At 70.8% G+C, this 24,914-nt stretch carries 30 protein-coding genes; 9 read left to right on the forward strand and 21 right to left on the reverse strand.

Features of this window, described 5'->3' with window-relative positions:
- Nucleotides 1-24: 24 nt before the first annotated feature.
- Complete coding sequence (locus ACWGJP_RS08615) at nucleotides 25-924, forward strand: EamA family transporter (protein WP_452329344.1); 900 nt, start codon at nucleotides 25-27, stop codon at nucleotides 922-924.
- Between the two features lie 27 nt (nucleotides 925-951).
- Here the strand turns inward: ACWGJP_RS08615 and ACWGJP_RS08620 are convergent, their stop codons facing one another.
- From ACWGJP_RS08620 to ACWGJP_RS08630, 3 genes are all read right to left on the reverse strand, one after another.
- A complete protein-coding gene (locus ACWGJP_RS08620; RefSeq protein WP_452329345.1) occupies nucleotides 952-1,224 on the reverse strand; it encodes a DUF7218 family protein in 273 nt (90 codons plus the stop codon).
- Nucleotides 1,225-1,234: 10 nt separating this feature from the next.
- Nucleotides 1,235-1,648, reverse strand: a complete 414-nt coding sequence (locus tag ACWGJP_RS08625) for a CBS domain-containing protein (RefSeq protein WP_452329346.1) — start codon at nucleotides 1,646-1,648, stop codon at nucleotides 1,235-1,237.
- 110 nt (nucleotides 1,649-1,758) lie between these two features.
- A complete protein-coding gene (locus ACWGJP_RS08630; RefSeq protein WP_452329347.1) occupies nucleotides 1,759-2,067 on the reverse strand; it encodes a DUF7882 family protein in 309 nt (102 codons plus the stop codon).
- 49 nt (nucleotides 2,068-2,116) lie between these two features.
- Here ACWGJP_RS08630 and ACWGJP_RS08635 point away from each other — a divergent pair, with 49 nt between their 5' ends.
- Nucleotides 2,117-2,458: a DUF7882 family protein gene (locus ACWGJP_RS08635; protein ID WP_452329348.1), complete on the forward strand. Its 342-nt coding sequence runs from the start codon at nucleotides 2,117-2,119 to the stop codon at nucleotides 2,456-2,458.
- Here ACWGJP_RS08635 and surE read toward each other — a convergent pair.
- Genes surE through ACWGJP_RS08655 form a run of 4 tightly spaced genes read right to left on the reverse strand, consistent with a single transcriptional unit; the run spans nucleotide 2,389 to nucleotide 4,590 of the window.
- Nucleotides 2,389-3,198, reverse strand: coding sequence for a 5'/3'-nucleotidase SurE (gene surE / locus ACWGJP_RS08640; RefSeq protein WP_452329349.1), 810 nt, complete (start codon nucleotides 3,196-3,198; stop codon nucleotides 2,389-2,391). The two genes, ACWGJP_RS08635 and surE, sit on opposite strands and share 70 nt — an antisense overlap.
- Nucleotides 3,195-4,190, reverse strand: coding sequence for a 1-phosphofructokinase family hexose kinase (locus tag ACWGJP_RS08645; RefSeq protein ID WP_452329350.1), 996 nt, complete (start codon nucleotides 4,188-4,190; stop codon nucleotides 3,195-3,197). Before ACWGJP_RS08645 ends, surE begins: the two co-directional genes overlap by 4 nt.
- Nucleotides 4,187-4,366 carry a hypothetical protein gene (locus ACWGJP_RS08650; protein ID WP_452329351.1) on the reverse strand — a complete coding sequence of 60 codons (180 nt, stop codon included), beginning with the start codon at nucleotides 4,364-4,366 and terminating at the stop codon, nucleotides 4,187-4,189. The genes ACWGJP_RS08645 and ACWGJP_RS08650 overlap by 4 nt, the downstream gene beginning before the upstream one ends.
- Entirely contained in the window at nucleotides 4,363-4,590 is a 228-nt protein-coding gene (locus ACWGJP_RS08655; protein WP_452329352.1) for a hypothetical protein, read from the reverse strand. The genes ACWGJP_RS08650 and ACWGJP_RS08655 overlap by 4 nt, the downstream gene beginning before the upstream one ends.
- 202 nt (nucleotides 4,591-4,792) lie before the next feature.
- On the opposite strand from ACWGJP_RS08655, the gene ACWGJP_RS08660 reads away from it, so the two are divergent.
- Together ACWGJP_RS08660 and ACWGJP_RS08665 are read left to right on the forward strand one after the other, a co-directional pair.
- On the forward strand, nucleotides 4,793-5,677 hold the full coding sequence (locus tag ACWGJP_RS08660; protein ID WP_452329353.1) for an SDR family oxidoreductase: 885 nt from the start codon (nucleotides 4,793-4,795) through the stop codon (nucleotides 5,675-5,677).
- Nucleotides 5,674-5,985 carry a hypothetical protein gene (locus ACWGJP_RS08665; protein ID WP_452329354.1) on the forward strand — a complete coding sequence of 104 codons (312 nt, stop codon included), beginning with the start codon at nucleotides 5,674-5,676 and terminating at the stop codon, nucleotides 5,983-5,985. The genes ACWGJP_RS08660 and ACWGJP_RS08665 overlap by 4 nt, the downstream gene beginning before the upstream one ends.
- A 1-nt stretch (nucleotide 5,986) precedes the next feature.
- Here the strand turns inward: ACWGJP_RS08665 and ACWGJP_RS08670 are convergent, their stop codons facing one another.
- The 5 genes from ACWGJP_RS08670 to ACWGJP_RS08690 form a co-directional block, all read right to left on the reverse strand.
- Nucleotides 5,987-6,970 (reverse strand): cation diffusion facilitator family transporter, encoded by a 984-nt coding sequence (locus ACWGJP_RS08670; protein WP_452329355.1) that lies wholly within the window; start codon nucleotides 6,968-6,970, stop codon nucleotides 5,987-5,989.
- Nucleotides 6,967-7,449, reverse strand: a complete 483-nt coding sequence (locus ACWGJP_RS08675; RefSeq protein ID WP_452329356.1) for a hypothetical protein — start codon at nucleotides 7,447-7,449, stop codon at nucleotides 6,967-6,969. The genes ACWGJP_RS08670 and ACWGJP_RS08675 overlap by 4 nt, the downstream gene beginning before the upstream one ends.
- A gap of 70 nt (nucleotides 7,450-7,519) precedes the next feature.
- Nucleotides 7,520-8,263 (reverse strand): YidC/Oxa1 family membrane protein insertase, encoded by a 744-nt coding sequence (locus ACWGJP_RS08680; RefSeq protein ID WP_452329357.1) that lies wholly within the window; start codon nucleotides 8,261-8,263, stop codon nucleotides 7,520-7,522.
- Nucleotides 8,264-8,324: 61 nt separating this feature from the next.
- Nucleotides 8,325-8,597 carry a DUF6412 domain-containing protein gene (locus ACWGJP_RS08685; protein ID WP_452329358.1) on the reverse strand — a complete coding sequence of 91 codons (273 nt, stop codon included), beginning with the start codon at nucleotides 8,595-8,597 and terminating at the stop codon, nucleotides 8,325-8,327.
- A gap of 30 nt (nucleotides 8,598-8,627) precedes the next feature.
- A complete protein-coding gene (locus ACWGJP_RS08690) occupies nucleotides 8,628-9,266 on the reverse strand; it encodes a hypothetical protein (RefSeq protein WP_452329359.1) in 639 nt (212 codons plus the stop codon).
- Nucleotides 9,267-9,338: 72 nt separating this feature from the next.
- On the opposite strand from ACWGJP_RS08690, the gene ACWGJP_RS08695 reads away from it, so the two are divergent.
- Nucleotides 9,339-10,382 (forward strand): NAD(P)H-dependent flavin oxidoreductase, encoded by a 1,044-nt coding sequence (locus tag ACWGJP_RS08695; protein ID WP_452329360.1) that lies wholly within the window; start codon nucleotides 9,339-9,341, stop codon nucleotides 10,380-10,382.
- A 1-nt stretch (nucleotide 10,383) separates the two neighbouring features.
- On the opposite strand, the gene purU is transcribed toward ACWGJP_RS08695, so the two are convergent.
- On the reverse strand, nucleotides 10,384-11,235 hold the full coding sequence (gene purU / locus ACWGJP_RS08700) for a formyltetrahydrofolate deformylase (protein ID WP_452329361.1): 852 nt from the start codon (nucleotides 11,233-11,235) through the stop codon (nucleotides 10,384-10,386).
- 80 nt (nucleotides 11,236-11,315) lie between these two features.
- Between purU and ACWGJP_RS08705 the strand changes: the two genes are divergently transcribed.
- Complete coding sequence (locus tag ACWGJP_RS08705) at nucleotides 11,316-11,777, forward strand: glutaminase (RefSeq protein ID WP_452329362.1); 462 nt, start codon at nucleotides 11,316-11,318, stop codon at nucleotides 11,775-11,777.
- Here the strand turns inward: ACWGJP_RS08705 and ACWGJP_RS08710 are convergent.
- The 6 genes from ACWGJP_RS08710 to ACWGJP_RS08735 all read right to left on the reverse strand — a co-directional run bounded on the left by ACWGJP_RS08710 (nucleotide 11,763) and on the right by ACWGJP_RS08735 (nucleotide 20,238).
- Entirely contained in the window at nucleotides 11,763-12,479 is a 717-nt protein-coding gene (locus tag ACWGJP_RS08710; RefSeq protein WP_452329363.1) for a glutamine amidotransferase-related protein, read from the reverse strand. The genes ACWGJP_RS08705 and ACWGJP_RS08710 overlap by 15 nt on opposite strands.
- Nucleotides 12,480-12,535: 56 nt before the next feature.
- Nucleotides 12,536-13,300: a substrate-binding domain-containing protein gene (locus ACWGJP_RS08715; protein WP_452329364.1), complete on the reverse strand. Its 765-nt coding sequence runs from the start codon at nucleotides 13,298-13,300 to the stop codon at nucleotides 12,536-12,538.
- Between the two features lie 45 nt (nucleotides 13,301-13,345).
- Nucleotides 13,346-13,753 carry a transferase gene (locus ACWGJP_RS08720; protein WP_452329365.1) on the reverse strand — a complete coding sequence of 136 codons (408 nt, stop codon included), beginning with the start codon at nucleotides 13,751-13,753 and terminating at the stop codon, nucleotides 13,346-13,348.
- A gap of 80 nt (nucleotides 13,754-13,833) precedes the next feature.
- Nucleotides 13,834-14,607: a DNA-formamidopyrimidine glycosylase family protein gene (locus ACWGJP_RS08725; RefSeq protein ID WP_452329366.1), complete on the reverse strand. Its 774-nt coding sequence runs from the start codon at nucleotides 14,605-14,607 to the stop codon at nucleotides 13,834-13,836.
- On the reverse strand, nucleotides 14,600-15,451 hold the full coding sequence (locus tag ACWGJP_RS08730) for an EI24 domain-containing protein (protein ID WP_452329367.1): 852 nt from the start codon (nucleotides 15,449-15,451) through the stop codon (nucleotides 14,600-14,602). The genes ACWGJP_RS08725 and ACWGJP_RS08730 overlap by 8 nt, the downstream gene beginning before the upstream one ends.
- 38 nt (nucleotides 15,452-15,489) lie before the next feature.
- Nucleotides 15,490-20,238, reverse strand: a complete 4,749-nt coding sequence (locus tag ACWGJP_RS08735; RefSeq protein WP_452329368.1) for an ATP-dependent helicase — start codon at nucleotides 20,236-20,238, stop codon at nucleotides 15,490-15,492.
- A gap of 207 nt (nucleotides 20,239-20,445) precedes the next feature.
- Between ACWGJP_RS08735 and ACWGJP_RS08740 the strand changes: the two genes are divergently transcribed.
- Nucleotides 20,446-20,796: a response regulator gene (locus tag ACWGJP_RS08740; RefSeq protein WP_452329369.1), complete on the forward strand. Its 351-nt coding sequence runs from the start codon at nucleotides 20,446-20,448 to the stop codon at nucleotides 20,794-20,796.
- 169 nt (nucleotides 20,797-20,965) lie between these two features.
- The gene (locus ACWGJP_RS08745) at nucleotides 20,966-21,997 is read left to right on the forward strand and encodes an NAD(P)-dependent alcohol dehydrogenase (protein ID WP_452329370.1); all 1,032 of its coding nucleotides are present in this window, start codon (nucleotides 20,966-20,968) and stop codon (nucleotides 21,995-21,997) included.
- Nucleotides 21,998-22,037: 40 nt separating this feature from the next.
- On the opposite strand, the gene ACWGJP_RS08750 is transcribed toward ACWGJP_RS08745, so the two are convergent.
- Nucleotides 22,038-23,636, reverse strand: a complete 1,599-nt coding sequence (locus ACWGJP_RS08750) for an ABC-F family ATP-binding cassette domain-containing protein (protein WP_452329371.1) — start codon at nucleotides 23,634-23,636, stop codon at nucleotides 22,038-22,040.
- 334 nt (nucleotides 23,637-23,970) lie between these two features.
- Here ACWGJP_RS08750 and ACWGJP_RS08755 point away from each other — a divergent pair, with 334 nt between their 5' ends.
- On the forward strand, nucleotides 23,971-24,255 hold the full coding sequence (locus tag ACWGJP_RS08755; protein ID WP_452329372.1) for a hypothetical protein: 285 nt from the start codon (nucleotides 23,971-23,973) through the stop codon (nucleotides 24,253-24,255).
- Here ACWGJP_RS08755 and ACWGJP_RS08760 read toward each other — a convergent pair.
- A complete protein-coding gene (locus tag ACWGJP_RS08760) occupies nucleotides 24,244-24,897 on the reverse strand; it encodes an alpha/beta hydrolase (RefSeq protein WP_452329373.1) in 654 nt (217 codons plus the stop codon). The two genes, ACWGJP_RS08755 and ACWGJP_RS08760, sit on opposite strands and share 12 nt — an antisense overlap.
- Nucleotides 24,898-24,914 lie beyond the last annotated feature (17 nt).

Consider the following 24,914-nt stretch of genomic DNA (forward strand, 5'->3'; position numbering starts at 1 on the left):
GAAAGGTCGTGGCAGTCTTGATCAGTGCATTCGTCCACGGCATCCCGCCCGCTCCTCGGCGCAGCGCTGGTGTTCGGCTCGTGCGTCTCGCTGTCGTTCGGCGCCGCGATCGCCGCGCAGCTGTTCCCCGCGCTCGGCGCCTGGGGCGTGACCGCGCTGCGGCTGGGGATCGCTGCCATCGTGCTCATGCTGGTCGTCCGCCCGAAGGTGCGCACCTGGAGCCGCAGGCAATGGAAGGCCGCGATCCTGTTTGGGCTGGCGCTCGGGGGCATGAACGGCGCCTTCTACGCCGCGATCGAGCGGATTCCCCTCGGGCCGGCGGTCGCCATCGAGTTCCTCGGACCGCTCGCTCTTGCGGCGATCCTCACCCGTCGGCTGCGGGACGTCGGCTGGGTGGCGCTGGCCGTCCTCGGGATCGCCCTGCTCGGCGTCGACGGGATGCTCGGCGCCGATCCCCTCGATCCGCTCGGCGTCGCCTTCGTCCTGGTCGCCGCGCTGTTCTGGGCGCTGTACATCCGCGCGAGCGCCCATGCCGGCGCCGAGATCGAGGGCAACGGCGCCCTCGCGATCGCCTTCGTCGTCTCGGCCGTCGTGCTGGTGCCGTTCGGGGTGCCGACGTTCGGTGTCATCGCGGCGGATCCGATGCTCCTCATCCTGGCTCTTGCCACCTCGCTGCTGGGGTCGATCATCCCGTACACGCTGGAGCTCGCGGCGCTGCGCCGCGTGCCGCAGCGCGTCTTCGGCATCCTGCTCAGCCTGGAGCCTGCGACCGCGACGCTCGCGGGCTGGATGCTCCTCGGGCAGGCCGCGAGTCCGCTGCGGCTGGTGGCGATCGGCTTCGTGATCGCGGCGAGCGTCGGTGTGAGCGTCATGGGCGCCAGGGAGCGTCGCGCCGAGCCCCTCGGCGACGCCGCCACGCCCTAACCGGATGGGCAGGCGGACCGCCGCTGCTCAGTGGTCCCGGAGCGCGGAGATGAGCTCGCTCTTGCGCTTGCCGGAGTATCCGGTGAGCCCGAGCTCCTTCGCCCTCCTGCGCAGCGCGGCCACCGTCCAGTCCTCGTAGTCGCCGGCCTCGCCGCCGCGACGCCCCACCTCGCTTCGGCCCTTCTTCGTGCCTCCGGTCGCGTTGGAGATGCGGGCGGCCTTCTCCTTGGACGCGCCGTCCTTGCGCAGCTCCTCGTAGAGCTCTGGATCCTTCAGACGTGATCGTTGTCCGCGTGGCATGTCGTCCTCCTCACAAGGAGATGCTCTCGACGGTCTCGCCGGTCTCCTGCGCCGGCAGCGACCTGGCGATGTCGGCCTGGCTCACGATCCCGACGAGCAGATGATCCTCGATCACGGGCACACGTCGGATCTGATGCTCCTGCATGCGCTCCAGTGCCACGGTCACGTCGTCCGAGGCCTGCACCGTGACCGGCTTGCCCTCCGCCAGCACCCCGGCGCGTGTGGAGTCCGGATCCAGGCCATGGGCGATCGCCTTCACGACGATGTCGCGATCGGTCAGCATCCCCTTGAGCCTGCTGTCCTCCCCGCAGATGGGAAGCGAGCCGACATCGAGCTCCGCCATCAGTGCGGCCGCGATCTGCAGGGAGTCGTTCTCCCCGACGCATCGGGCGCCGGGCGTCATGATGTCGCTGATGAGTGTCATGTCGTTCTCCTCTCACGTGAACGGGAGCCACGCTAGGAGCGCGTGCGCAGACCGGCACGGGGGTTGACACGGCCCGCGCACGTGGTCTTCGCGACAACGCGGTCGAATGATCAGCTCGCGTCGAGATCCTCCGGCACCAGGGTGATCCCGCCGCTCGAGTTCGCCGAATTGGCCATCGCCGTGATCCATTCGGCGTGCAGCTCAGGCGCCTCCGGGGTATCGAAGACGAAGCGGAGGGGGATCGACGGGTGCAGCCAGAGCGTCGAACGCCCCGGGTCATCGCCGTCCGGGTGCTGCCACGACAGTGTGAAGCTCTCGTTGCGCCGCAGCTTGGTGGCGATCACCACCTTGAGATGAGCGAGGGCGCGATCCTCGATCTGGATCGGATCTGCGGAGGATCCGTAGTAGAGCATGCCCATGCCGCCTACGCTACCGGTAGGGGAACGACACCGACAGGAGCGAGGACAAATGGGCAGATTCATCTACGAGGACGGTGTGAAGGCGGAGATCGAGGATCGCGCGCTGACCCACATCCAGCTCGTCATCAGCGCGAAGCTTCGTCGCGGCGAGCCCTTCCCGTTCTCGTGGCGTGAGGATGCCAGCGTCGGCGGCGGGCGGACCACCGTGTGGGTGCATCCCAGCAGCGCGCTCGTCTTCAAGTACTACGGCAGTCGCTCGCCGGCCCTGAACCGCGCGTGGATCGAGGCGCTCGCCTTCACGGCGAACTCGCCCGGCGGCCTCTACCTCGTCCCCGAGCCCGCCGAGTCCAGCGGTGACGACATCCCGGAGGGATCGACGCCCTCGATCTGAGCGGGAAGCGGGAAGGGCTGATCGCTCACCGGGACGATCCCGGTGAGCGTCGCCCATCCGTCGGCGAGGAGCGCGGCATCGCTGCCCGGCTCCCTCGTGAGCGGTAGGTCCTCCACCGCCAACCGGACGTCGTGCTCGTCGAGCTCGGTCATCGTCGTCTGCACGATGCCGAACGGCGCGAGCGGAGCCTCTCGGAGGCCGCGGATGCTCTCGGTGTTCGGGACGTTGAGATTCACCACCGTGCCCCGCGGCCTCGCCAGCAGCAGAGGAAGGACACGGGAGGCTGCGCTCGCGGCGACATCCCAGTAGAAGCGTTCTGGGCGCATGCCGACGTCGAGCGAGACGGCCATAGCCCATGCTCCGCCGAGCCCTCCGGTCAGAGCGGCTCCCACGGTGCCGGAGTGCAGGATTGCTCGGCCGACATTGGCGCCGTGGTTCACCCCGGACAGCACGAGGTCGACGGGAGGTCCGAAGGCTCCGCGCGTCGCGATCATCGCGATCAGGCCCGGTCCGCCGTGGACGGCGTGCGTGCGCACGTCTTCGAGGCCGGGGAGCTCGCGTCGCTCGATGCGGATGCGTCCGCCGGCCTCTTCGGCGAGGATCGATGCGCTCGAACCGCTGGACTGCTTCGCCGGTGCGGCGATGACGACGTCCAGCCCCTCCGCCACTGCGGCGGTGGCGAGTGCTGCGAGACCGGGGGCGTCGATGCCGTCATCGTTGGTGATAAGCGCACGGGTCATGCGTCCTGCTCCCTGCTCGCCCGTGCCGCGAGGCCCTGGGGGCTGATGCGGTGATCGGGTTCGACCGATGAGGAGACGGGGCGCTCCGCGATGCGCACCCTGTCGCGCAGCTGCCGGATCGCGTCGCCGTCGCCGGTGCCGAGGCCATGCCTGGTGACGTTGAGGGCCCCGGCCGCCGCGCCGAGGGTGATCGCCTGGCGAAGCGTCTCTCCGCCGGCGAGCCCGGCCGACAGGCCCGCAGTCAGGGAATCCCCCGCGCCCCTGGTCTCCGCCTCCTGGAACGCGGGGAGGGCGACCTCGATCGTCCCCTGGGCGTCCATGAGCAGCAGCGGTGACGATGCGCGCGTGACGACGACCGCACCGGCGCCCTCCGCGCGCAGGGCAGACATCGCCTCGATGATCGCGTCCACCGAGTCGTCGGCGATGAGCTCGTCGCGGGTCAACTCCTCATGGCTGACCTTGAGGACGTCGACGCCGCCGGCGACGACCGCGCGCAGCCGCTCACCGGCGAGATCGGCGACGACCCAGCGACCCTCCGCATGCAGGTCCGCTGCAAGTCGGCGGTAGACGTCCGCGCGCACGGTGTCGTCGCCGGCCGGTCCGCTGAGGATCACGACGCGCGAGCGCGAGCCGGCCTCCAGCGCAGTCGTGTACAGATCATCGAGCTCGTGACGGCCGAGCGGATCGCCCTGCTCCTCGACGATGGCGGTGCGGCTGCCGCTGCGTCTGTCGTGCACATATGCCGAACCGCGACCGGATCGCTGCACCGCGGCCAGCCGGATGCCCTCGTCGTGCAGGAGGTGTTCGAGGACCCCTCCGACCTCGCCCGTGAGCACGCAGCAGATCGTCACCTCGCAGCCCAGGCGGCGCAGCATCCTCGCCTGCCACACCCCCTGGCCGCCGGCGTGCACATGCACCTCAGAACCCTGCGGGTGATCCTCCACGGTCACGGTCAGGGTCGGCGACGGAGCGAAGACCGTGACCTCGCTCATGCCGTCCTCTCCTGTTTCTCGCCCGCCGGGCGCGGTGCCGGCTCGTGCGGCGGCTCGGCTCTCGAGCGAGATCCACGGGTTCGGGAGGCCTTCTCCTCCGCGGCGATCTGCTCGTCGCCGGGTGGTTGCGCCCGCACGTGCTCCGGACGCAGACCCTGATCGCCGATCTCGCTCATGGTGCCTCCTCGCGGAGGTCCGTCGGCTCGTCGGCGCCCACCGCGTCGGCCGAGAGCACATCCGGCTCGTCCTCGGGGGCGAGATCGCCCTGTCCGTCCTCGCCCAGCTCGGCCTCCTGGGGCGTGCTTCCCTGCGTGTCCGGCTGCTCCTCGGCATCCGCGTGCTCGACGTGCCCGGGGATGAAGGGCAGCTCCTCGTCGGTGATCGCCCGTGTGCCTGACATGGTGGTCTCCTTCACTCGATGAGCTTCCAGCCTCGCCATCCGGCGTACGGGTGTCAGCGGGGTTGACAGATCCGGATCGGGGAGTCGGCGTCGCGGGCCCGCGTGAAGCGGCGCCCCGATCGGCCTGTCAACCCCCTGGACGCGATGCTCGGAGGGAAGGAGTGTCGAGGGCAGACCATCCCCCCGATCGAATGAGGACGCCATGAGCGACATCCGCCAAGACCCCCGCTACGCCCATACCGACGGTCCATTCCCCCCGCAGGCCCAGGACCAGCCGGGGCTCACCGAGCAGACCGTGCCGACGCCGGACCACGGCGAGCAGACCTACACCGGCAGCGGCCGGCTTCGCGGCCGACGCGCCCTCATCACCGGAGGCGATTCGGGGATCGGCCGCGCCGTCGCCATCGCGTTCGCCAGAGAGGGCGCCGATGTGGCGATCGTGCACATGCCGGAGGAGCAGGAGGATGCCGACGTCACGGTCGGCCTCATCCGCGACGCCGGCCGTACCGGCCTCGGCTTCGCAGGGGACGTCCGCGACGAGGCGTTCGCCGAGGAGGTCGTCGTGGAAGCCAGGCGGGCGCTCGGCGGCCTGGACGTGCTCGTGCTCAACGCGGCATACCAGCACGATGTCGACGGTCTCGCGCAATTGCGCACCGAGGACATGCGGCGCGTGTTCGACACGAACCTCGCGGGCCTCCTCTTCTCCGCCCGTGCGGCTCTGCCGTCGCTGGAGGCAGGGGCGAGCATCATCGTGACGGCCTCCATCCAGGCGTTCGATCCCTCCCCTGGACTCATCGACTACGCGATGACGAAGGCGGCGCAGGTCGCCTTCGTGAAAGCGCTCGCCGAGGAGACCGGCCCTCAGGGCATCCGCGTCAACGCCGTCGCGCCTGGGCCGATCTGGACCCCCCTGATCCCCGCGACTGGCTGGGATGCGGAGAAGGTCGCATCCTTCGGTTCCGACACGCCGCTGGGCAGGGCCGGCCAGCCGGCCGAGCTCGCCGGCGCCTACGTTTATCTCGCCTCGCCGGAGTCCTCCTACACATCGGGCGCGGTGCTCGCCGTGACCGGGGGGAAGGCGCTGTGAGCATCGTGGCGCCTCCGGACCCTCCCGCCGCGGCAGCATGGGAGATCGTGCCGCTCGGCCGTGCGGGGTGGCGGATCTGCGACGCCTCGAGGGCGCACGGAGATGCCGCGCGCCTGGTCGCGTATGCGGAGAAGAGCGAGACGGGCGCGATCGAGGTGCTGTGGCTGCGCAGCCCCTGCCCGAGCAGATCGCGGTACCGCGACGTCGACGAGATGCTCGCGGATCTCGATGCGGCGGTGGCCGCGGCTTCCGGAAGCAGAGCGAGGCGTCCGTGGGAGATCCCGCACTTCCCTCCCCTGAACGGGTAGATCAGCGCCCGCGGTCCGCCTCGTCGGGGATCTCCTCGACGGGGATGACGACGACATCCTGCACCTTCCAGTCCAGCTGCGCCACGCCCTCCGAGGCGTGGCGCAGCCGGTCCATCCGCACGCGGGCGCGGTGCGGACGCACGAACGCCTCGATGTGGAAGACCTGGCCCTCATCGCGCATCCGAACCCCGGATTCGGCGACCCATGGCAGCTCGTTCAGGTAGCCGACGATGCGGTCGGCGAGGGGATGCGGCTCGGCGTCGTCGTAGGTGCGGGCGCGCTGATCCATGAGGTCCGCCACGGCGGCGCGCACATTGCGCACACCGTCGCGCACGATCCCGATGGAGATGAACAGCGCGGCCGCGCCGTCGAGCCACCACGCGCCGACGCCGATGCCGAGCACGCCGACGATCGAGGCCGCGTTCGTCTGCCAGTCGGCCTTGGCCATGGCGGCATCGGCGTGGAGCAGCTTGTTGTGCAGCACAGGAGCCAGACGAGACTTCGCCGGGCCGTAGAAGAACACCGGGCCGATGACGATCACAGCCATCACGGCGATCATGAGCCAGCCCAGCCAGATCGTGTGCCCGAACAGGCGGACCGTGCCGATCGTCGGATGCTCGCCGGAGACGAGCCCGACGACGGCCTCGATCGCCAGGTTCGCACCCACGGTGGCGAGGGCGACGCCGGCGACGACGTGCCCCACCCCCATCGCGCGATGCATGCCGTACGGATGCCGCTGGGTGGGCGGCCGCCGCACGAGGAGCAGCGCGACGAGGAAGGCGACCTGCGGGAGCAGCGACAGCATGTCCTCGATCCAGGCGGTGCGCATCGACTGGGATCCGCCGACGACGAATGCGACGACGGCGATGGTCACGCCGGTGTAGACGATGGTGAAGAACTCCCATCGGATGGCGGAGCGCAACGCCCGGTGCTGCTCCGGCGGCAGATCCGTGCGCCCGAAACGGTGCGGCGGCAGCCGGCTCATCCCTCCGCCTCCTCGTCGAGGTATGCCTCGAGCTCCGCGAGCAGGGCGTTCTCGCCGGCGGGAACCAGGAGCACGATGCTGCGTCCGTCGAGGCCGGGAAGGCCGTCGTAGCCTCGGGTGGCGCCGACACGCTCCGCCCAGGGGGTGCGGTCGCTGAAGCCGCCGACGGCAAGGTCTATGCCGCCGTCCTCGAGCATCCCGATGAGGGTCTCCTCGCCCGCAGCCGTCCACTCCACCGACGCGCCGAGTTCCGCCGCGAATCCGTCCACCACCTCGGCCAGCGGCCCATCGGGCGACGGTGCGCCCGCCTCGATGACTCCCGGCTCCACGCTCATGCCCACCTGCAGCGTGCCTCCGCGCACCTGAGCGAGGGTGCCTCCAGGGTCGACGGGAATCGATGCGACACACCCCGCGAGCAGCCAGGCGAGTGCTGCGAGAGCGAGCGCGGCGTAACCGCGGCGGAGCGGAGGATGATTCATGGATCAACCGTGCGTCCGGGCGAGCCACCGCTCAATCCGGTTGACCGCGCCGCCTCGGCGCGCTAGTCGATCACTCGGCGGGCAGGGGATAGCGGCGTCGCAGGATCACGCGCTGCACGAGCGTCCACGCGACCGTCACCGTGAGGTAGAGGGCGGCGGCGAGCGGTACGAACACGGCGAAGGCCGCGGTGAAGTAATGCAGCGCGCTCATCGTGCGCAGCATCCAGGGAGACGACATCGGGGAGTCCTCCTGCACGATCGGACGGAACACCCTCCGCGTGATCTCCGCCACGACGATCATCACGGCGACCACCGCGCCGAAGTCGATGAGCGTCGCGGCGGAGAACGGCCCGACGAAGAGCATGTGCACGAGGCTCGTGCCGAGCGGTGCGCCGAAGAGCTCATGGGCGAGCAGGTCGTTGGGGTGCCCCGCGATCTCCGTGCGCAGGAACAGCGTGTAGAGGATGCCGACGACGGGCGCCTGCAGCAGGACGGGCAGGCAGCCGGCGAACGGCGAGGTGTTCTCGTCCTGGTACAGCTGCATCGTGGCGCGCTGCAGCTTCTCGGGGCTCTTGCCGTGTCGGCGCTGGAGTTCGCGGAGCCGGGGCGCCAGGCGAGCCCTGGTCTGCTCGGCCTTGGCCTGCGAGACGCCGACGGGGATGAGCAGGGCGCGCACGAGGAGCGTCACGAGCACGACGGCGGCGGCCGCCGCCGATGCGCCGGCAAGAGGTTCGAGAAGGTCGGCGAGGCCGGCCAGGGCGCCGTAGGCGGCGTCCAGCAGCGCGGCGAGGGGAGGGAAGGCGAAGATGTCCATGGGGGTCCGTTCGGTCGTCGGGAGGGTCGGCGGATGCCGTGTCCCGACGCGAACGGACGGGTCACACGGCGCGCACGACTCCCGGCGCTCGCGGACGAGGGTGGCCTGCGGCATCAGGGTCGCTCTGCGGCAGGAGCACTCCGACGTCGATGGCGCGCAACGGATGCGCGGCAGAGCCGCCGCCGACGTGAACCACGCCGATGGTCACCGCGACGATCAGCGCCGTCATGGCGAGCAGCGCGATGGCGAGGCCGATGGCGGCGAGATCGGGGAGCGCGGTCAGCCCGAGCGCGGACAGCGCGAACCGCGTGAGCAGTTCGAGGAAGTCCGTCATGGGGCAGAGCGTATCAGCGCCGCCGGGGGATCAGCTCCATGGTTCGGCCGGATCCCCATCCACGTCTGGTGCGGTCGCACCCTGGCGATCGCCTGCGAGACGCTCGGTCGTGGACGAGCGGTGCGTCCCTGAGTCGGAGCCGCCTTGGCCGGAGGCATCCGCGGTTCCCGGATCCTCGGCGCGCAGATCCGTCTCCTCGGCATCCTCATCGGCCATCGGGATGTCGGCGTCGACGGGATCCCCGGAGTCGCCCCGGTAGTCAGGACGCGGCGGCTGCAGCGGCTGATCGGAGTACTCGCCGCCCTGGCGGCCGCCGAACGGACGGCCGTGGTCGGCGGACTCCGCGCGTCCGTACACGAGCTGCCACTCGCCGATGGTGAAACGCGCCCCCGTACGGAGGATCTCCGTGCGTGCACCCGAGTCGTCGAGGGAAGCGGCGTTGGTCTCGCCCTCCCCGTGCATCGTCAGGACGTACTCGTCGCGCTCATCGTGCGTGATCGTCGCGTGCACGGGGTCCGTTCCGGAGAGGACGAGGGTGCAGCCTTCCGCCGAGCCGATCTGCACGAGGTCGTCCCGCAGGGGGAAGACCGTGCGCTCGTCGCCCAGAGTGATGCGCAGATGCGGATCGCCTGCGCCCCAGCTGTCGTGCGTCGTCGTGGGTGTGCTCATGACTCGAACGCTATGGGTGGTCGCCACCGTCTGCGAGGGGGTTGACAGACGTTTCGGGCGTAGCCTCGGAGCATGAGCGATCTGCGCGAACTCCTCGGCCTCCGGCATCCGATCGTCCTCGGCCCCTTCGGCGGTCTCTCCTCGGTCGCCCTGACCGCGGCCGTCAGCAATGCAGGAGGGCTGGGTTCCTTCGGCCTCTACGGCTATGACGGGGTCCGCATCAGGGAGACCGTGGCGCAGCTGCGTGCGGCGACCGACGGCCCCTTCGGTCTCAACATCTGGCTGCCCACCGGGGACGAGGTCGAGCCGGGGCCGCAGCATGCCGTGTTCGCGCAGGCGCTGGAGCCGTTCTTCGAAGCCGTCGGCGTCGAGGTGCCTCCGCGCCCCGAGCGCTATCTCCCGGGTCTCGACGAGCAGCTCGACGCGATCTGGGACGCGGAGCCTGCGGTGCTGAGCGTCGTGTACGGCGTGCCGTCCGCCGAGCTCATCGAAGAGGCGCACCGCCGCGGCATCCGCGTGGTCGGCACCGCGACGACGGTCGCCGAAGCGCTGGCGCTGGAGGCGGGCGGCGTCGACGCCGTCGTGGCGACGGGCATGGAGGCCGCCGGCCACCGGGTGTCCTTCCTTCGTTCGCCCGCCGACTCCCTGGTCGGCACCTTCGCGCTGGTCCCGCAGGTCGCCGATGCGGTCGAGATCCCCGTCATCGCCGCGGGAGGCGTGGCGGATCGGCGAGGCGTCGCCGCCGCGTTCGCGCTCGGCGCCACGGGCGTGCAGGTCGGCACCGCGTTCCTCGTGACGCGGGAATCGGCGGCGAACGATGCCCATCGAGCGGCCATCCGGCGTACGGCGGCTGACGGCAGCATCCTCACGACCGCGATGAGCGGGCGACTGGCCAGGGGCGCGCGCAACCGGGCCATCCGCGCCATCGAGGCGAGCGGCACGATCGCTCCGTTCCCGATGCAGAACTGGCTCACCGGACGGTTCCGTCAGGCCGCAGGGGAGCAGGAGCTCGGCGAGCTCCAGTCGCTCTGGCTCGGCCAGGCGGCTCCGCTCTCGCGATGGGATGCGGCGGACGAGGTCTTCGCGGAGCTCCTCGCGGGAGTGCCGTCGCGCTGATTCAGAGGATGACGGTCGAGCGCCCGTGCACGATCACCCGGTCCTCGGCGTGCCACTGCACGGCGCGGGCGAGGACGAGGCGCTCCACGTCCGCGCCTCTGCTCTGCAGCTCGGCCGCGGACTCCGCGTGCGTGACGCGGGTGACGTCCTGCTCGATGATCGGGCCCTCGTCGAGGTCGGCCGTCGCATAGTGCGCGGTCGCCCCGATCAGCTTCACGCCGCGATCCTTGGCGCGCGCGTAAGGGTTCGCGCCGATGAAGGCGGGCAGGAAGGAGTGGTGGATGTTGATCACCGGAGCCCCGAGCTGCTCGATGAAGGAGTCGGTGAGGATCTGCATGTACCGCGCGAGGACGACGAGGTCGACGTTGCCCTGCAGCAGCTCGAGCTGGCGCTGCTCCATGGCCTGCTTGTCGCCGGCCGGGATGTGCACGAACGGCACGCCGAAGCTGCGCACCGACTCGGCGAGATCCGGATGGTTGGAGATCACCATGGTGATGTCGATGTCGAGCTGACCGCGCTGCGCGCGCCAGAGCAGCTCCATCAGGCAGTGGTCGTACTTGGAGACGAAGATCGCGACCCGCTTGCGGCGAGACACGTCGTGCAGCGACCATTCCATCCCGAACCGCGCCGCCACTGCCTCGATCGATGCCTCCAGGGCAGGGCGTGCGGCCGCGAGTCCGGGGAGGTGGATGACCGTGCGCTGGAAGAAGCGTCCGTCCTCGGAGTCCGTGGAGTGCTGGTCGAGCGAGATGATGTTGGCGCCGTGCTCGGCGAGCACGCCGGCGACGGCGGCGACGATGCCCGGCTGGTCGTCGCAGGCGATCAGCAGGCGCGCGGTGTCTGGCTGGGACATGGATGCTCCTCGGGAAGGGTCTCGGTCGATTCTGCCGCTTCGACCGCGGGGAGACGAATCGGCAGCGGTAGCGTGGGGGGATGACCTCCGCCGCCGCACTTCTGGACGATGCGCGCTCAGCGCTCGCCGATGTGTCGAAGGAGGGCCTGGGAGAGGAGCGCCGCTCGCGCTTCCGCGGGCATCGCATCGTCAGGATGGGCGAGGCGTGGCACGTCGGCGTGCTGCTGCTCACCGACGAGCATACGCTCGAGACCGCCGAGGTGCTGCGCGCGGCCGACCCCGGCCGACGCGGCTACACCGCTGAGTCGGCGCGCGAGCGCGCCGCCAGACGGGAGCTCGCCCTGCGCGGCGGCTTCGGGGAGGGGGAGGTCGCGCACGTGGGCTGGAACGTGATCGACGTATCGGCGGTCGACGAGGGCGGGCGCTCGGGTCCGCTGGCGCTCATCGACGACGTGCCGCAGGTGAGATGGTCGGCCGCTGCCGGCTATATGCCGCTGGCCGCATATCTCACCGAACGGATCGCGCTGCTACGCGGCGAGTGAGGCGAACCGGCGCAGCAGCGCCTCGCCCTCGGTGACGGCGGAGGCCAGGACCTCCTGCTGCACGGCGTCGAAGCGCGTGGGGTCGAAGTAGCCCTTGGTCCGGTAGAACGTCATCCGGTCGGCGAAGTCCTGCGGGCTGGGCTCCGGATGGAACTGCGTCGCGTACAGCCGTGCACCGACGCGGTACGCCTGCACCGGGCAGGCTTCGCCCACGGCGAGGAGCTCCGCCCCCAGCGGCGTCTGCGCCGCCGACTCCTTGTGCGCGGTGAAGACGGCGAGCTCTGGCGCGCTCGGCCCGAAGACCGGATCCCCGGCGCCCGCCGGGGTCGTCCGGATCGTCACGGCGGACGCCGCCTCCGGATGGTCAAGGGTGACGGTGCCGCCGAGCATCCTCGTCACGACGCCGATGCCGTAGCAGGTGAAGAGCACACGCGGGCCCTCGGCGATGGCGGCGCCAGCCAGCCGCTCGAGATCGTCCTCGACGCGGCGTTGGAGCGCACTGCGGGAGGAGTCGGTGACATTGAACGGAGAGCCGCCGATGACGATGCCGGCATAGGAGGCGATCGCGCGGTCGTCCAGGGGTGTGGTGAGCAGGTCGAGACGATCGAGCTCGTCGATGCCGAGTCCTCGACGGAACGACGCGTACTCGGCATCCGCCGCGGGTCGCTCCGGGCGCACGCTGATGTAGAGAAGCGAGGCCATCCAGTGATTCTAGCCAGCAGAATCATCGTGCCGCGGAGCGTGAACGTCCGTGACGGCTACCGCGAGGAGTTGGCTGTCCGCCCGCGGATGATGCCGACGAAGGTCTCGACGTCGGCGGTGGTCCGCTCTCGCGGCCAGACGAAGGCGACGGCCGAGAGCGGTGCTCCGCGCAGCACCCTGTGGTCGAGGTCCTTGCGGTGATGAAGACGCGCGATCGACATCGGCACGACGGCGATTCCGACGCCGGTGGCGACGGTCGCGATCATGTCGGCCGTCGTCGGGAGCACGCCGAAGGCCGGCGCGGTCGTCCCTGGTAGTTCGAGGCCGTCGATGACGTCCTGCCGCGAGGAGAGCAGCACCTCGCCCGCGAGGTCCGCGGGGTCGAGCTCGTCCGCCGCGAGGAGGTGCGACTCGACCGGGGCCACGACGACCGGCAGCTCCTCGTAGAGTCGGATCACGTGCAGCCCGGCCTCATCGATCGGCAGGCGCGCGAGGCGCGCGTCGAGGTGGTCCACGACCTCGGCATCCGGATCGTCCGTGCGCACCAGCTCGAGGGGGACGTGCGGCATCCGCCGCTTCCAGATGTCGACCCACTTGCCCGGAGTCGCTCCCTCGAAGATCCCGAGGCGGAACGTCCGCGGCTCCTCCTCAGCGGGAGCCGGCGCGTCGAACACGACCTTTGCCGCGGCGGGCTTCTTCGGCGTGCGCGTGGCTTTCGCCGCCTTCGCCGCGCCGGTACCGCCCTTCTGCGAGCGCTTCGCCGACGCGGCGGACGGCGGACGACGCCTTCCGCCCCCGCCCGGACCCTTGCCTCTGCTCACCTGCTCAGGCTACCGGGCCCCGACCTGTCGCTGTCCCGCTGCGGGTCAGGCTGCGAGCCAGAGGCCCTTGCGGTCGGTCGCGATGGTGAGGCCTGCAGCGACGATCTCGTCGTCGCCGATGCGCGAGCCACGCACGATCCGTGCGCCGGCGCCGACCTCGGTGCGGACGCCGATGTGCGCCCCCGCTCCCACGGCGGCGCCCTGGCCGATGTGCGCGTGCGCGTCGATATGCGCGTTCTCGCCGATCACGGCATCGGGTTCGACCCAGGCACCGCGGGCGACCTTCGCCCCCGCGCCGACCTTGGCTCCCGGTTCGACATAGGCGCCGGCCTCGATGACGGCCATCGGGTGCACCTTCGCGCCGTGCGCGACGAGTCCGCGGCCGTTGGCGTGCTTGCGGTATCGCAGCGTGGCGCCCTGGTCGTCCTCGATATCGATGTAGTTCTTGCCCACAGTTCCTCCCGTGTCCGGAGTTCTCCGGATATATCAACAACCACGAGGAGACGCGATTCATTCCCGCAGAGGGATGGGCTTCATCGTTGGCAGATCGGACACCAGAAGGTGACGCGCTCCCTGGTGGGGTCGGCGCCTTGCTCACCCCGGAGGATCAGCGTTCCGCACCGACGGCACGGACGACCGGCACGGCCGTATACCCAGTCCGTCTCGCCGCGACGAGCCGTTCCGGTGAAGGTGCGATCAGGACGGTCGCGGTTGGCGCGGATCGTGCGGGCGCCGAGATCGAGAAGGGGCGCGGCGTCCACCTCCGACGCGGGAGTCGTCGGCAGGATGCCGCGCAGGAAGAGCAGCTCGGCGGCGTACTCGTTGCCGAAACCGGCGACGTTGCGCTGATCGAGCAGCGCGACATGGATGCTGCGTGCGTCAGCCTGGATCCGGCGCACCGCCTCGGCGGGATCCCAGTCATCGCCGAGCGGATCGGGCCCGAGGTGCCCGAGCAGCTGCTCCTCGTCCGCCGTGCGGATGAGGGCGACCTCGGCGATGTCCACCCCGACGGCATCCCGCTCGCTCGTCCCGACGATCGCGCGCACGCGGAAAGCCGGATGCCGCCACCGCTCGTCCCGGCGGTACACGAACCACGCCCCGTCCATCCGCAGGTGCGAGTGCAGGGTGTGATCGCCGATGCGCAGCAGCAGGTGCTTGCCGCGCGCGCCGCACCCGTGGATGTGCTCGCCGGTGAGGTCAGCGGTCGCAGCTCGAGGGACGCGAAGGTCGAAGCGCGTCACTGTCTCGCCCGCCAGAGCCAGGTCCAGGCGTCGCGCGGTGCGGAAGACGGTGTCGCCCTCAGGCATGCGGCCGCGGATCCTGTGCGTCTGGCGCGGTGTCTCCGGAAGGCGTGGCGGTTCCGAACGCACCGCTGCTTCGGGACGGTGCGATGCCTCCGGCGGGGATCGTGGGAGCGACCGGCATCGCCCGCTCGGCGAGCCCGCGCGCGAGGAGCGTCGACCCGGCGACGGCGGCCGGCATCGTGATGACCGCGCCCAGCGGCACGAGGAAGCACAGCTGGGTCGCCACTCCGAACCCGAGCACCCTGGCGCGTCCAGCCCCCAGCAGCTCCGAGCGGGTGAAGGTGCTGAGACCTCGCGCCTCGAAGGCTCTTCCGGTCAGCTCACGTGCGAGGAGGCGCCCCGTGAGCACCACGCCGGTGACGGAGGCGAGCAGGCCGCCCACCACGGGGATGAACCCGATGACGAGGGTGAGTAGCGCCACGAGGACGCCGAGCACGACGAGGCGGATGCCTTCACCGACGGTCGTCCAGAACCCGGCCTCGCCGGTCGGCTCCTCGCCGAGGGAGCGCTCGACCCCGCGCCAGATGCGCTGGTAGAAGGGGTCTCCGATCGTGAGCGTCAGCGCGGTGAAGACCGAGGCGGCGAGAGCGAGCGCCGCGATGAAGACGACGATGCCGATGCCGACCCTGAACAGCTCGCGCCAGGGGCTGACCCAGCCGTCGGCGAACGGCGTCGCCCAATCGGTGAGCGCGCCCAGCGACAGACCCAGCGGGACGAGTGCCGCGGCGAGGGCGAGGAAGGCGATCGCCGCGGGGAGGAGGCCCAGCGCCATGAGGCGAGGGTGGGTGCGCCAGTAGCCGAAGCCGCGCAGCAGCGTGCGGATGCCGAGGCCGAACTCGCGGATCATGCATCCAGGGTACGGGGCGTGTCGCTGGCCGGTGCCGGTCAGATCGCCCTGCGCAGCGTGAAGCCCCTGGGCGTCGGCACGAAGCCCGCCTCCTGCAGGGCGCGGGCGAGGTCGGTTCCGTAGACGGCCTCGCCGTCGACCTTCTCGACGGTGAGCGTGTCGAGTCGGCGGGAGCGCGCGGTCGCCGCCAGGTCGGATGCTGCTGCATGCAGCACATCCGGGTCGTCCTGGAACGCCAGCACGGTGCGCCCGCCCCGCTCGAGGTAGAGCGTCAGCGCGCCGTCGACGAGGACGACCAGCCCGCCCGCCTTGCGTCCTGGCCGATGAGTCGCACGCTCGTGCTTCGGCCACGGCAGCGCCGCCCCGTAAGGATTGGCCGGATCGGTCGCGGCGAGCGTGATCGCCGCGCGTGGCGGTGGGTCGCCGAGGCCGGCGAAGGTGCGGAGCCGGTCGACCGTGGTCGATGCGGCGAACTGCGCGGCGCCCAGCTTCTCGATGACATAGCCTCGGCGGCAGTGCCCTGCCTCCTCGAACCCTGCGAGCATCCGGTAGACCTGCGCGAACCCGCCTGGCACACCCTCGGACTGCGCCGAGCCGCGCGTCACGACGCCGTACCGGTCGAGGAGGAGTCCGGCCGTGACGGTCGCCCGTCTGTTCGCCTCCGACGGGTCGCCTCCCATGCCCGTCGAGGGCAGCAGAGACCAGCGCCCGCCGGTGATCGTCGGTCGTGGAGCGGATGCCGAGAACGAGACGCCTCGATAGGTGCGGGCGCGCGGTGCGCGGCGGACGGCCTTGTGCGCCTGGGACCCGCCGGCGAGGAGTTGGCGAACCGGGGCGAAGGTGTCGTTGGTGATGCGCCCCATCCACGTGAGCGACCAGAGTGCATCGAGCACGGACTGCTCGTTCTCCGCTTCGGTTCGCTCCTTCAGCTGCGCGGCGAACGACGCCCCGCCGTGGCCCAGTGCGCCGAGAAGGCGGGCTTCGAGCGATCCGGCCGCGATCTCCGTCTCGTCCGGCTCGGGGAGCGTGAAGGGCGCGAGATCCACGGGATGCAGGGAGATCCACCCGTCCCTGCCTGGCAGCGTGCCGTGCCCCGACCAGACGATCTCGCCGCTCGCGGTCAGTTCGTCGAGCAGCGCGGGGGAGTAGTCGCGTACCCGCGAAGGCAGTACGAGCGACTCCCATGCGCTCGCGGGGATCGGCACCCCGGCGAGCTGCTCGACGACGGTCATCACGCCGTCCGTTCCCTCGAGCGGGCGCGTGAGGTGCTGCCAGTCCGGGAGGAACCGGGCGAAGGCGGTGGGTTCGACCGGCTCGACGCTGCCCCGGATCGCCGCCAGCGACCGCATCCGCAGGCGGCGGAGCACCGCCGTGTCGCACCACTCCGGACCCGCGTCCGGATGGCCCGCGCCTTCGCTCCCTGAGCCCGCGCTCCCGCTCCCTGAGCCCGCGCCTTCGCTCCCTGAGCCCGCGCCCCCGCTCCCTGAGCCCGTCGAAGGGAGGAAGTACCCGCTGTTGAGCCGCCCCGCGCTCTCCAGACGCTGCAGCGCATGCCTGGCGACGGCGGCGCCGACGCCGAACCGGGCTGCGAGCGCGTGGGTCGTGAACGGCCCATGGGTGCGGGCGTAGCGGCCGACGAGGTCGCCGAGCGGGTCGGCGACCGGCTCCAGGAAGGCCACAGGGATGCCGGTGGGCAGCGCCGCACCGAGGGCGTCGCGGAGCCGGCCGGCATCCTCGATCGCCGCGACCCGAGGGGCTCCGGCGATGGTGACCGGGATCGCCCTGCGGGCGGTGATGAGCGCGTCGAGGTGATCGGACGCGGTCTCGAGGTCAGCGCTCGCTGCACCGCCGTCTGGCTCCAGCCGCGCGGCGATCTCACCTGCATCCATCGGCCCGAGCATCCTCAGCAGGTCGGCGACGCCCTCGATGCCCCGCGCGCGGCGCTCGGGATCCAGGCGCTGCGCCTCGCGCTCGAACTGCGCGATCACCTCCGGGTCGAGCAGCTCGCGCATCTCCACCGTGCCGAGCAGCTCGCCCAGCAGCGCGGGGTCGACCGAGAGCGCCGCAGCGCGGCGCTCGGCCAGCGGGGAATCGCCCTCGTACATGAAGGCGCCGACGTAGCCGAAGAGGAGATCGCGGGCGTATGGCGACGGTTGCGCCGGCTCGGTCTCCACGAGCCGGACACGGCGGTCGGCGATCCAGCCCGCCAGCCTGCGCAGCGAGGGCAGGTCGTAGACGTCCTGCAGGACCTCCCGCAGGGTCTCCAGGATCACCGGGAAGGTCGGATGCCGTCTGGCGACTTCCAGCAGCTGCGCCGAACGCTGACGCTGCTGCCAGAGCGGCGTGCGCCGGTTGGGGTTCGTCCGCGGCATGAGCAGAGCCCGGGCGGCGCACTCGCGGAACCGCGAGGCGAACAGCGCGGAGCCACCCACCTCCTCGGTCACGATCTGTTCGAGCTCGTCCGGCTCGAAGACGAACAGCTCGGCGCCCGGTGGCTCGCTGTCGGCATCCGGGATCCGCACGATGATGCCGTCATCGCTGGCGACGGCAGACCCCTCGACGCCCAGTCGCTCGCGCACGCGCGCGTTGATGGCCAGAGCCCATGGCGCGTGCACCTTCATGCCGTACGGCGAATGCAGGATCACACGCCAGTCGCCCACTTCGTCATGACCTCGCTCGACGGTCAGAGTGCGGTCGGTCGGCAGCGTTCCGGTGGCCTCGCGCTGCTCGGTCAGATGGGCCATGAGGTTCTCTCTTGCCATCTCGTCCAGCCCGGCGTCCATGAGCCGCTGGGCCGCCTTCGCCGGCTCGGCCGACGACACCTCGCGCGAGAAGGCGCCGAGGGCCTCGCCGAGTTCGAAGGGGCGCCCGATGCCGTCGCCGTGCCAGAACGGCACACGCCCCGGCTGCCCGTAGGCGGGGATGACGTTGACCCGGTCGTGGGTGATCTCCGCGATCCGCCAGCTCGTGGTGCCGAGCGTGAAGACGTCGCCGACCCTGGACTCGTAGACCATCTCCTCGTCGAGCTCCCCGACGCGCGCGCCCGTCGTCTCGCCCGCGACGAACACGCCGAACAGCCCGCGATCGGGGATGGTGCCTCCGCTGGTCACGGCGATCCGCTGCGCGCCCGGCCGCCCCGTCAGTGTTCCGGCATCCCTGTCCCAGACGAGGCGGGGGCGCAGCTCCGCGAACTCGTCGGAGGGGAAGCGCCCGGCGAGCAGGTCGAGCGTGGCTTCGAACGCCGATCGCGGCAGCGACTGGAAGGGTGCGGACCGCCGGACGGTCTCGAACCAGTCCTCCACGCCGATCGGGTCGATCGCGCAGGCCGCGACGGTCTGCTGGGCGAGGATGTCCAGGGGATTGCGCGGCACCTGGATGGCCTCGATCTTGCCGGCTAGCATCCGCTCGGTGACGATCGCGGTGTGCAGCACATCGCCGCGGTGCTTGGGGAACAGCGCGGCGCGGCTCACCTCGCCGACCTGGTGCCCTGCACGTCCGACGCGTTGCAGGCCGGAGGCGGCGGACGGCGGAGCCTCGACCTGGATGACGAGGTCGACGGCGCCCATGTCGATGCCGAGCTCGAGGCTGCTCGTCGCGACGACGCAGCGCAGCATGCCGGATTTCAGCTCCTCCTCGACCTGCGCGCGCTGCTCCTTGGAGACCGAGCCGTGATGCGCCTTCGCGAGGATCGGATCGACTCCGGCCGTCGATCCCCCCTGCGCGATCATCGCGGCGGGCGGTCGGGTGCCCTCTGGCACGGCCTCGCCGGTGCGCTCGGCGTAGATCTCGTTCAGGCGGCCGGTGAGGCGCTCGGCCAGTCGGCGCGAGTTGGCGAACACGATCGTCGAGTTGTTCTCCAGGATGCGGTCGACGATCGCCTCCTCGACGTGCGGCCAGACCGATCCGGTGACCTCTGCCTGCCCTGAGCCTGCCGAAGGGTACTCGGCGTCGGTGGGAACCATCGGGTCGGGTGCTCCGGGCGGCGCCGGCGGATTGGTCATGTCGGGGATCGGCACGACGACGCCGAGCTCGAAGGTCTTGCTGGCGCGTGGGGCGACGATCTCCACCGGCTCCGATCCGCCGAGGAAGCGGGCGACCTCGTCGATGGGGCGCACCGTCGCGGAGAGGCCGATCCGCTGGGCCGCCGCCTCGGCGCCGCGGGCGCGCCGGAGGGCGTCCAGACGCTCCAGGCTGACGGCGAGGTGGGCTCCGCGCTTGGTCGCGGCGACCGCGTGCACCTCATCGATGATGATGGTGTGCACATCGCGCAGCGTATCGCCGGCGCGGCTGGTGAGCATCAGGTACAGCGACTCTGGCGTCGTGATGAGGATGTCGGGCGGGTTCGCGACGAGCTTGCGCCGGTCGCTCGACGTGGTGTCGCCGGAGCGGACGCCGACCGTGAGGGCGGGGGCCGCGACGCCGAGGCGCCTCGCGGACTGCCCGATGCCGACGAGCGGCGATCGGAGGTTGCGCTCGACATCGACTCCGAGCGCCTTGAGAGGGGAGATGTAGAGGATGCGGGTGCTGCGTGGCGTCTTGTCGTCGCTCGGTTCCGATGCTGCCGCGCGTTCGCGGAACACGCTGTCGATGGCCCAGAGGAAGGCGGACAACGTCTTGCCCGAGCCCGTCGGCGCGACGACGAGTGCGTGCCTGCCCGCAGAGATCGCCTTCCACGCGCCCGCCTGGGCATCCGTGGGCGCGGTGAACGCTCCCCGGAACCAGTCCCGCGTGGCCGGGGTGAAACGATCGAGCACGGAGTGCGCTGCGTCGGAGGCGGTATCACCCATGCCACTATCATCGTCGCCGGCTCCGACATCGGGGCTCGTCGTCCGCGGCGGCATCGGAGCCGGCATGCGTGGACATGCTCTGCACAGGCGACGGAGTCGACGAGTTCTCCACAGGTTTGCGGCGTGACGTGCTCCGGGAGAAACCCCGCTGCTGCCGAACCCCGTACGGTGATGGTGCTCGCACGCCGCTCGGCGCAGAATGGGAGGGTGTTCGTGTCCCCGGATGTGATCGGAATGATCATCGCGCTGTTCGCCTTCACCGTCACGGTGCTCGGCGGAGTCGCCGCGCTGCTCTCTCGGCAGACCAGGGCGCTCGATGCGCGGTTCGAGCAGGTCGATGCGCGTTTCGAGCAGGTCGATGCGCGTTTCGCGCAGGTCGATGCGCGTTTCGACAGGATGGATGCGCGGCTCGACAGGATGGACACCCGATTGGACAGGATGGACGGGCGCCTGGACAGGATGGACGTGCACCTGGAGCGGATCGACGGTGAACTCGTCGAGGTCAAGGTGGCGATCGCACGCCTGGAGGGGCCGCCGCGGCGACTGCAGCAGCTCTGACCGTGAGGCGCCATGACCGGGCGGTCTGCACAGGGTATTTCCATGCGCGTGGATGCATCACTCGGCCGCGGGCGTAGGCTGAACAGGGCTCCCGCACCACGGTGAGCCGTGAACCGCGCGCCATCAGCGCGCCAGTGCCGGGTCGTCGCCCGGAGAGAGCAACAGAACGATGAAAGCACTCCAGTACCGTGAGATCGGAAGCCGCCCCGAGCTGGTGGAGGTGCCCAAGCCCGTACCGGGCCCCGGCCAGATCCTGCTCAAGGTGACGGCGGCCGGTGCCTGCCACTCCGACGAGTTCATCATGGGCACGAGCGCGGAGGACTACTACTTCAAGCCGCTGCCGCTGACGCTCGGGCACGAGGTCGCAGGCATCGTCGACGAGCTGGGCGCCGGTGTCACCGACCTCGAGGTCGGCGAGAGCGTCATCGTCTACGGGCCGTGGGGCTGTGGCCGCTGCTACGCCTGCGCGAGCGGGCAGGAGCAGAACTGCGAGAAGGGCATGCGCGCGCCCGGCATCTTCAGTGATGGCGGCATGGCCGAGTACATGCTCGTCGACGACGCCCGTCACCTCGTGCCGATCGGCGACCTGGACCCGGTCAAGAACGTCTCGTTGACCGACGCGGCGCTCACCCCGTACCGCGCCATCACCTCGACTCTGCCGCACCTCACCCCTGGCACCACCGCCGTGGTGATCGGCTCCGGCGGGCTGGGGCACGTCGCGATCCAATTGCTCAAGGCGCTCACCCAGAGCAACGTGGTCGTACTCGACGTCGCAGAGGACCGCCTCGCCTTCGCCAGGGAGGTCGGTGCCGATGAGGCGTTCCTGTCGAACCCCGATGCGATCCCGGCGGTCAAGGACCTCACCCGCGGGCTCGGAGCGGATGCCGTCTTCGACTTCGTCGGCATCCAGCCCACGGCCGATCTTGCCGCGGGGATGATCCGCGTCGGCGGGCAGATCGTCGTGGTCGGCGTCGCCAGCGGATCCGTTCCGATCGGTCAGACGACCGTCCCCCTCGACGTCAACGGGCGTGCGATCAACTGGGGCTCGCGTACCGAGCTCATGGAGGTCGTCGAACTCGCCAAGCGCGGCGCGATCACGATCCACGTCGAGGAGTACTCCCTCGATGATGCGCCCCAGGCCTATGAGAAGCTGCACGCGGGCCAGGTTCGCGGCCGCGCCGTCATCGTCCCCGGCAGGTGACCGGCGCGGGGACGACGTGAGCCGTCGTCCCCGCCATCGCTCAGTCCACCTGTCGCAGTGTCCCCTCGGCCTCGATCTCCAGCGTGAGATCGAGGCCGAGGCGGTCCAGGAACGCGTCGTCGTGACTCACCACGAGCACGGCGCCCCGGTAGGCGCGCAGCGCCTCGACGAGCTGATCGACCGTGTCGAGGTCGAGGTTGTTCGTCGGCTCGTCGAGCACCACCAGCTGCGGCGCGGGGTCTGCGAGGAGCAGCTTCGCCAGCGCGACGCGGAACCGTTCCCCGCCGGACAGCGCGCCGACCGCACGGTCGACGGTGCCGCCGCGGATGAGGAAACGGGCGAGCCGGTTGCGCAGCTCCTTTTCCGGGATCCCCGGTGCGGCGTCTGCGATGTTCTCGAACACGGAGCGCTTCTCGTCGAGACCGTCCACGCGCTGCGGCAGGTAGCCGATGCGGTCGGTGTGCGCCTCGGCGCGGAGCTGATCGCCTGGCCGACCTGCGACCAGCCGTTCGAGCAGCGTGGTCTTGCCTGCGCCGTTGCGCCCGATCAGGGCCACGCGCTCCGGGCCCTGCACGATCCACTCGCGCTCGGCGTCGCCGATCGTCGCGATGCGGCGGGTGCGGGAGAGCTGCGGATCGGGGAGCTCGATCTTCATCGACTCGTCCGACCGTACGCGTCTGCCCGCCTCATCGAGTGCGGCGCGAGCGGCATCCTCCTTCTCCGCCACTTCGGTACGGAGCTTTCCCGCGGAGACCTCCGCGGCCATCTTCCGGCCGTTCGCGATGATCTTCGGCACGCGCTTCTCGATCTGCGCCTTCTTCGCTGTCCTGCTGCGGGCGGCGAGTTTCGACTCGGCCTCGATGCGCTGGCGCTTCTCCTTTCGGACCGCCTGCGCGGCAGTGACCTCCGCCTGCTTCGCCGCCTCCTGCTCGCCGTCCAGCCAGGCGCGCCACGCGGAGTACGGTCCGCCGAAGACGCTGAGCGTGTGGGCGTAGAGCTCGGCGGTGTCATCCATCAGCTCCAGAAGTGAGACGTCGTGGCTGACGACGATGAGCGCGCCCTTCCAGGTGCGCACCATGTCGGCGAGCTTCGCGCGCGCATCGCGGTCGAGGTTGTTCGTCGGCTCGTCCAGCAGCGTGATCGGTGCGCGACGCAGGCGGATGCCTGCGATCGCGACGAGCACGGCTTCACCGCCGGACAGCTCACCCACCCGCCGATCCAGGAACGCGGGATCGAGGCCGGCCTCGGCCAGAGACGCGATCGCGCGCGCCTCGATGTCCCAGTCGTCGCCCACGGCGTCGAAGTGCGCGGGGTCGACGTCGCCGGACTCGATGGCGCGGACGGCATCCAGCGCGGCTGCCACGCCGAGGAGATCCGCGACGCGGCGCCCGGTCTCCAGGGTGAGCCGCTGGGGCAGGTACGCGATGTCGCCGCCGGCATGGATGCTTCCGGAGGTCGGTGTCAGCTCGCCGGCGATGAGCCGGAGGAGGGTGGATTTGCCCGAGCCGTTCCGGCCGACGAGGCCGGTGCGTCCGGTGCCGAAGCTTCCGGAGACGGCGTCGAGCGCCGTGGATCCGTCCGGCCAGGTGAAGGTCAGGCGGTCGAGCGTGAGGGATGCGTGCAGAGAGGGGGTGGTCATGAGGTGCTCCTGTCGGTGCGGGTGCACTGACACCGGTGCGGCTCCCTGGCGTCGCAGGCGTGTGCCTGATCGCCGGGCGGCTCGGGACCGGATGGCCTGTCGAAGGCTCAGGGTCGCCGAGCGGCGGGGAATGCCGTGTCCACGAAGGATCGTCGGTTCAGCGCGCGGTCAGAGGGGCGCGGAGGCGACGATTCAGATCAAAGGACTTCCAGACACGGCGGACAGGACGCATTGAGATTACCCTCGCTCCGAGCGGATCGCAACCCGGGCGTGTCGCGGCGGCGTCCGTCTCACGGGGGATGCGCGGGTACCCCGTGAGACGTAGCGTCGAGGCATGGCGGATGATCGGATGAGCGGGCACGAGGCCCGCCAGCGGATGAGTTGGGGCATCGGGATCGCCCTGGGCATGGGTATCGGCGTGGCGATGGGAAGCGCCCTCGGCAACATGGGTGCCGGCATCGCGATCGGCCTCGCCGTCGGAGTCGCCTTCGCCGCGGCGTTCGGCATGATGCGCGGCGGCACGCGCGAGGTCGACGCGACCGACGAGGGGGAGGGCGCCGAAGGCGGTGACCCGCGTGACGGCCGCCCTGGAGCGGGCCCCGCCGATTCAGTCGGCTGAGGCGTCCAACCACTTCTCCAGGAAGACACGGACGTCGGCCAGCTCGTCCTCCGAGATGCTGTGCGTCAGGCCGGGATAGACCCTGCCCGACAGCTCCGTGTGCTCGGGCAGCCACTGCGCGGTGTGCGCGATGAGCTCGGAGGGGATCACGTCGTCGTTCGTGCCCCTGCCCCAGAACACAACGGGGCGTTGCTGTCTCAAGGCCTCGTCGTCCGGCAGGGCGCCGGGGGTCGCGTAGCCGCTCAGCGCCACCACGGCTCCGAACCGCGCAGGTTCGAGCCGCAGGGCCTGCAGGGAGACGGCAGCGCCCTGCGAGAAGCCGAGCAGTGCGACCGAGGTCGCGGATGCTGCGGCGTCGTCCAGCCACTGCAGCAGTGCGCGTGCGGCGGCCGTGGTGGCCTCTGGATCGCGCGCGTTCAGGCCCTCGATGGGGTACCAGGAGCGTCCTGGCGTGGGCCAGGGTGGCGTGAGCGGTGCGGCGACGGATGCGACCGAGACGTCGTCCGGCAGGAACGGGATGAGCCCGAACAGATCGTGCTCATCCGCGCCGTAGCCGTGCAGCAGGACGATCAGCGGCCGGTCCTGTCGGGGGCCGTCCTTCCATCGCGTCGCGGTGTCGTCGATCCTGATCTGCTCTGCCACGCACCCATCCTGCCAGC

This window comes from Microbacterium sp. NPDC055903 (assembly GCF_053615555.1).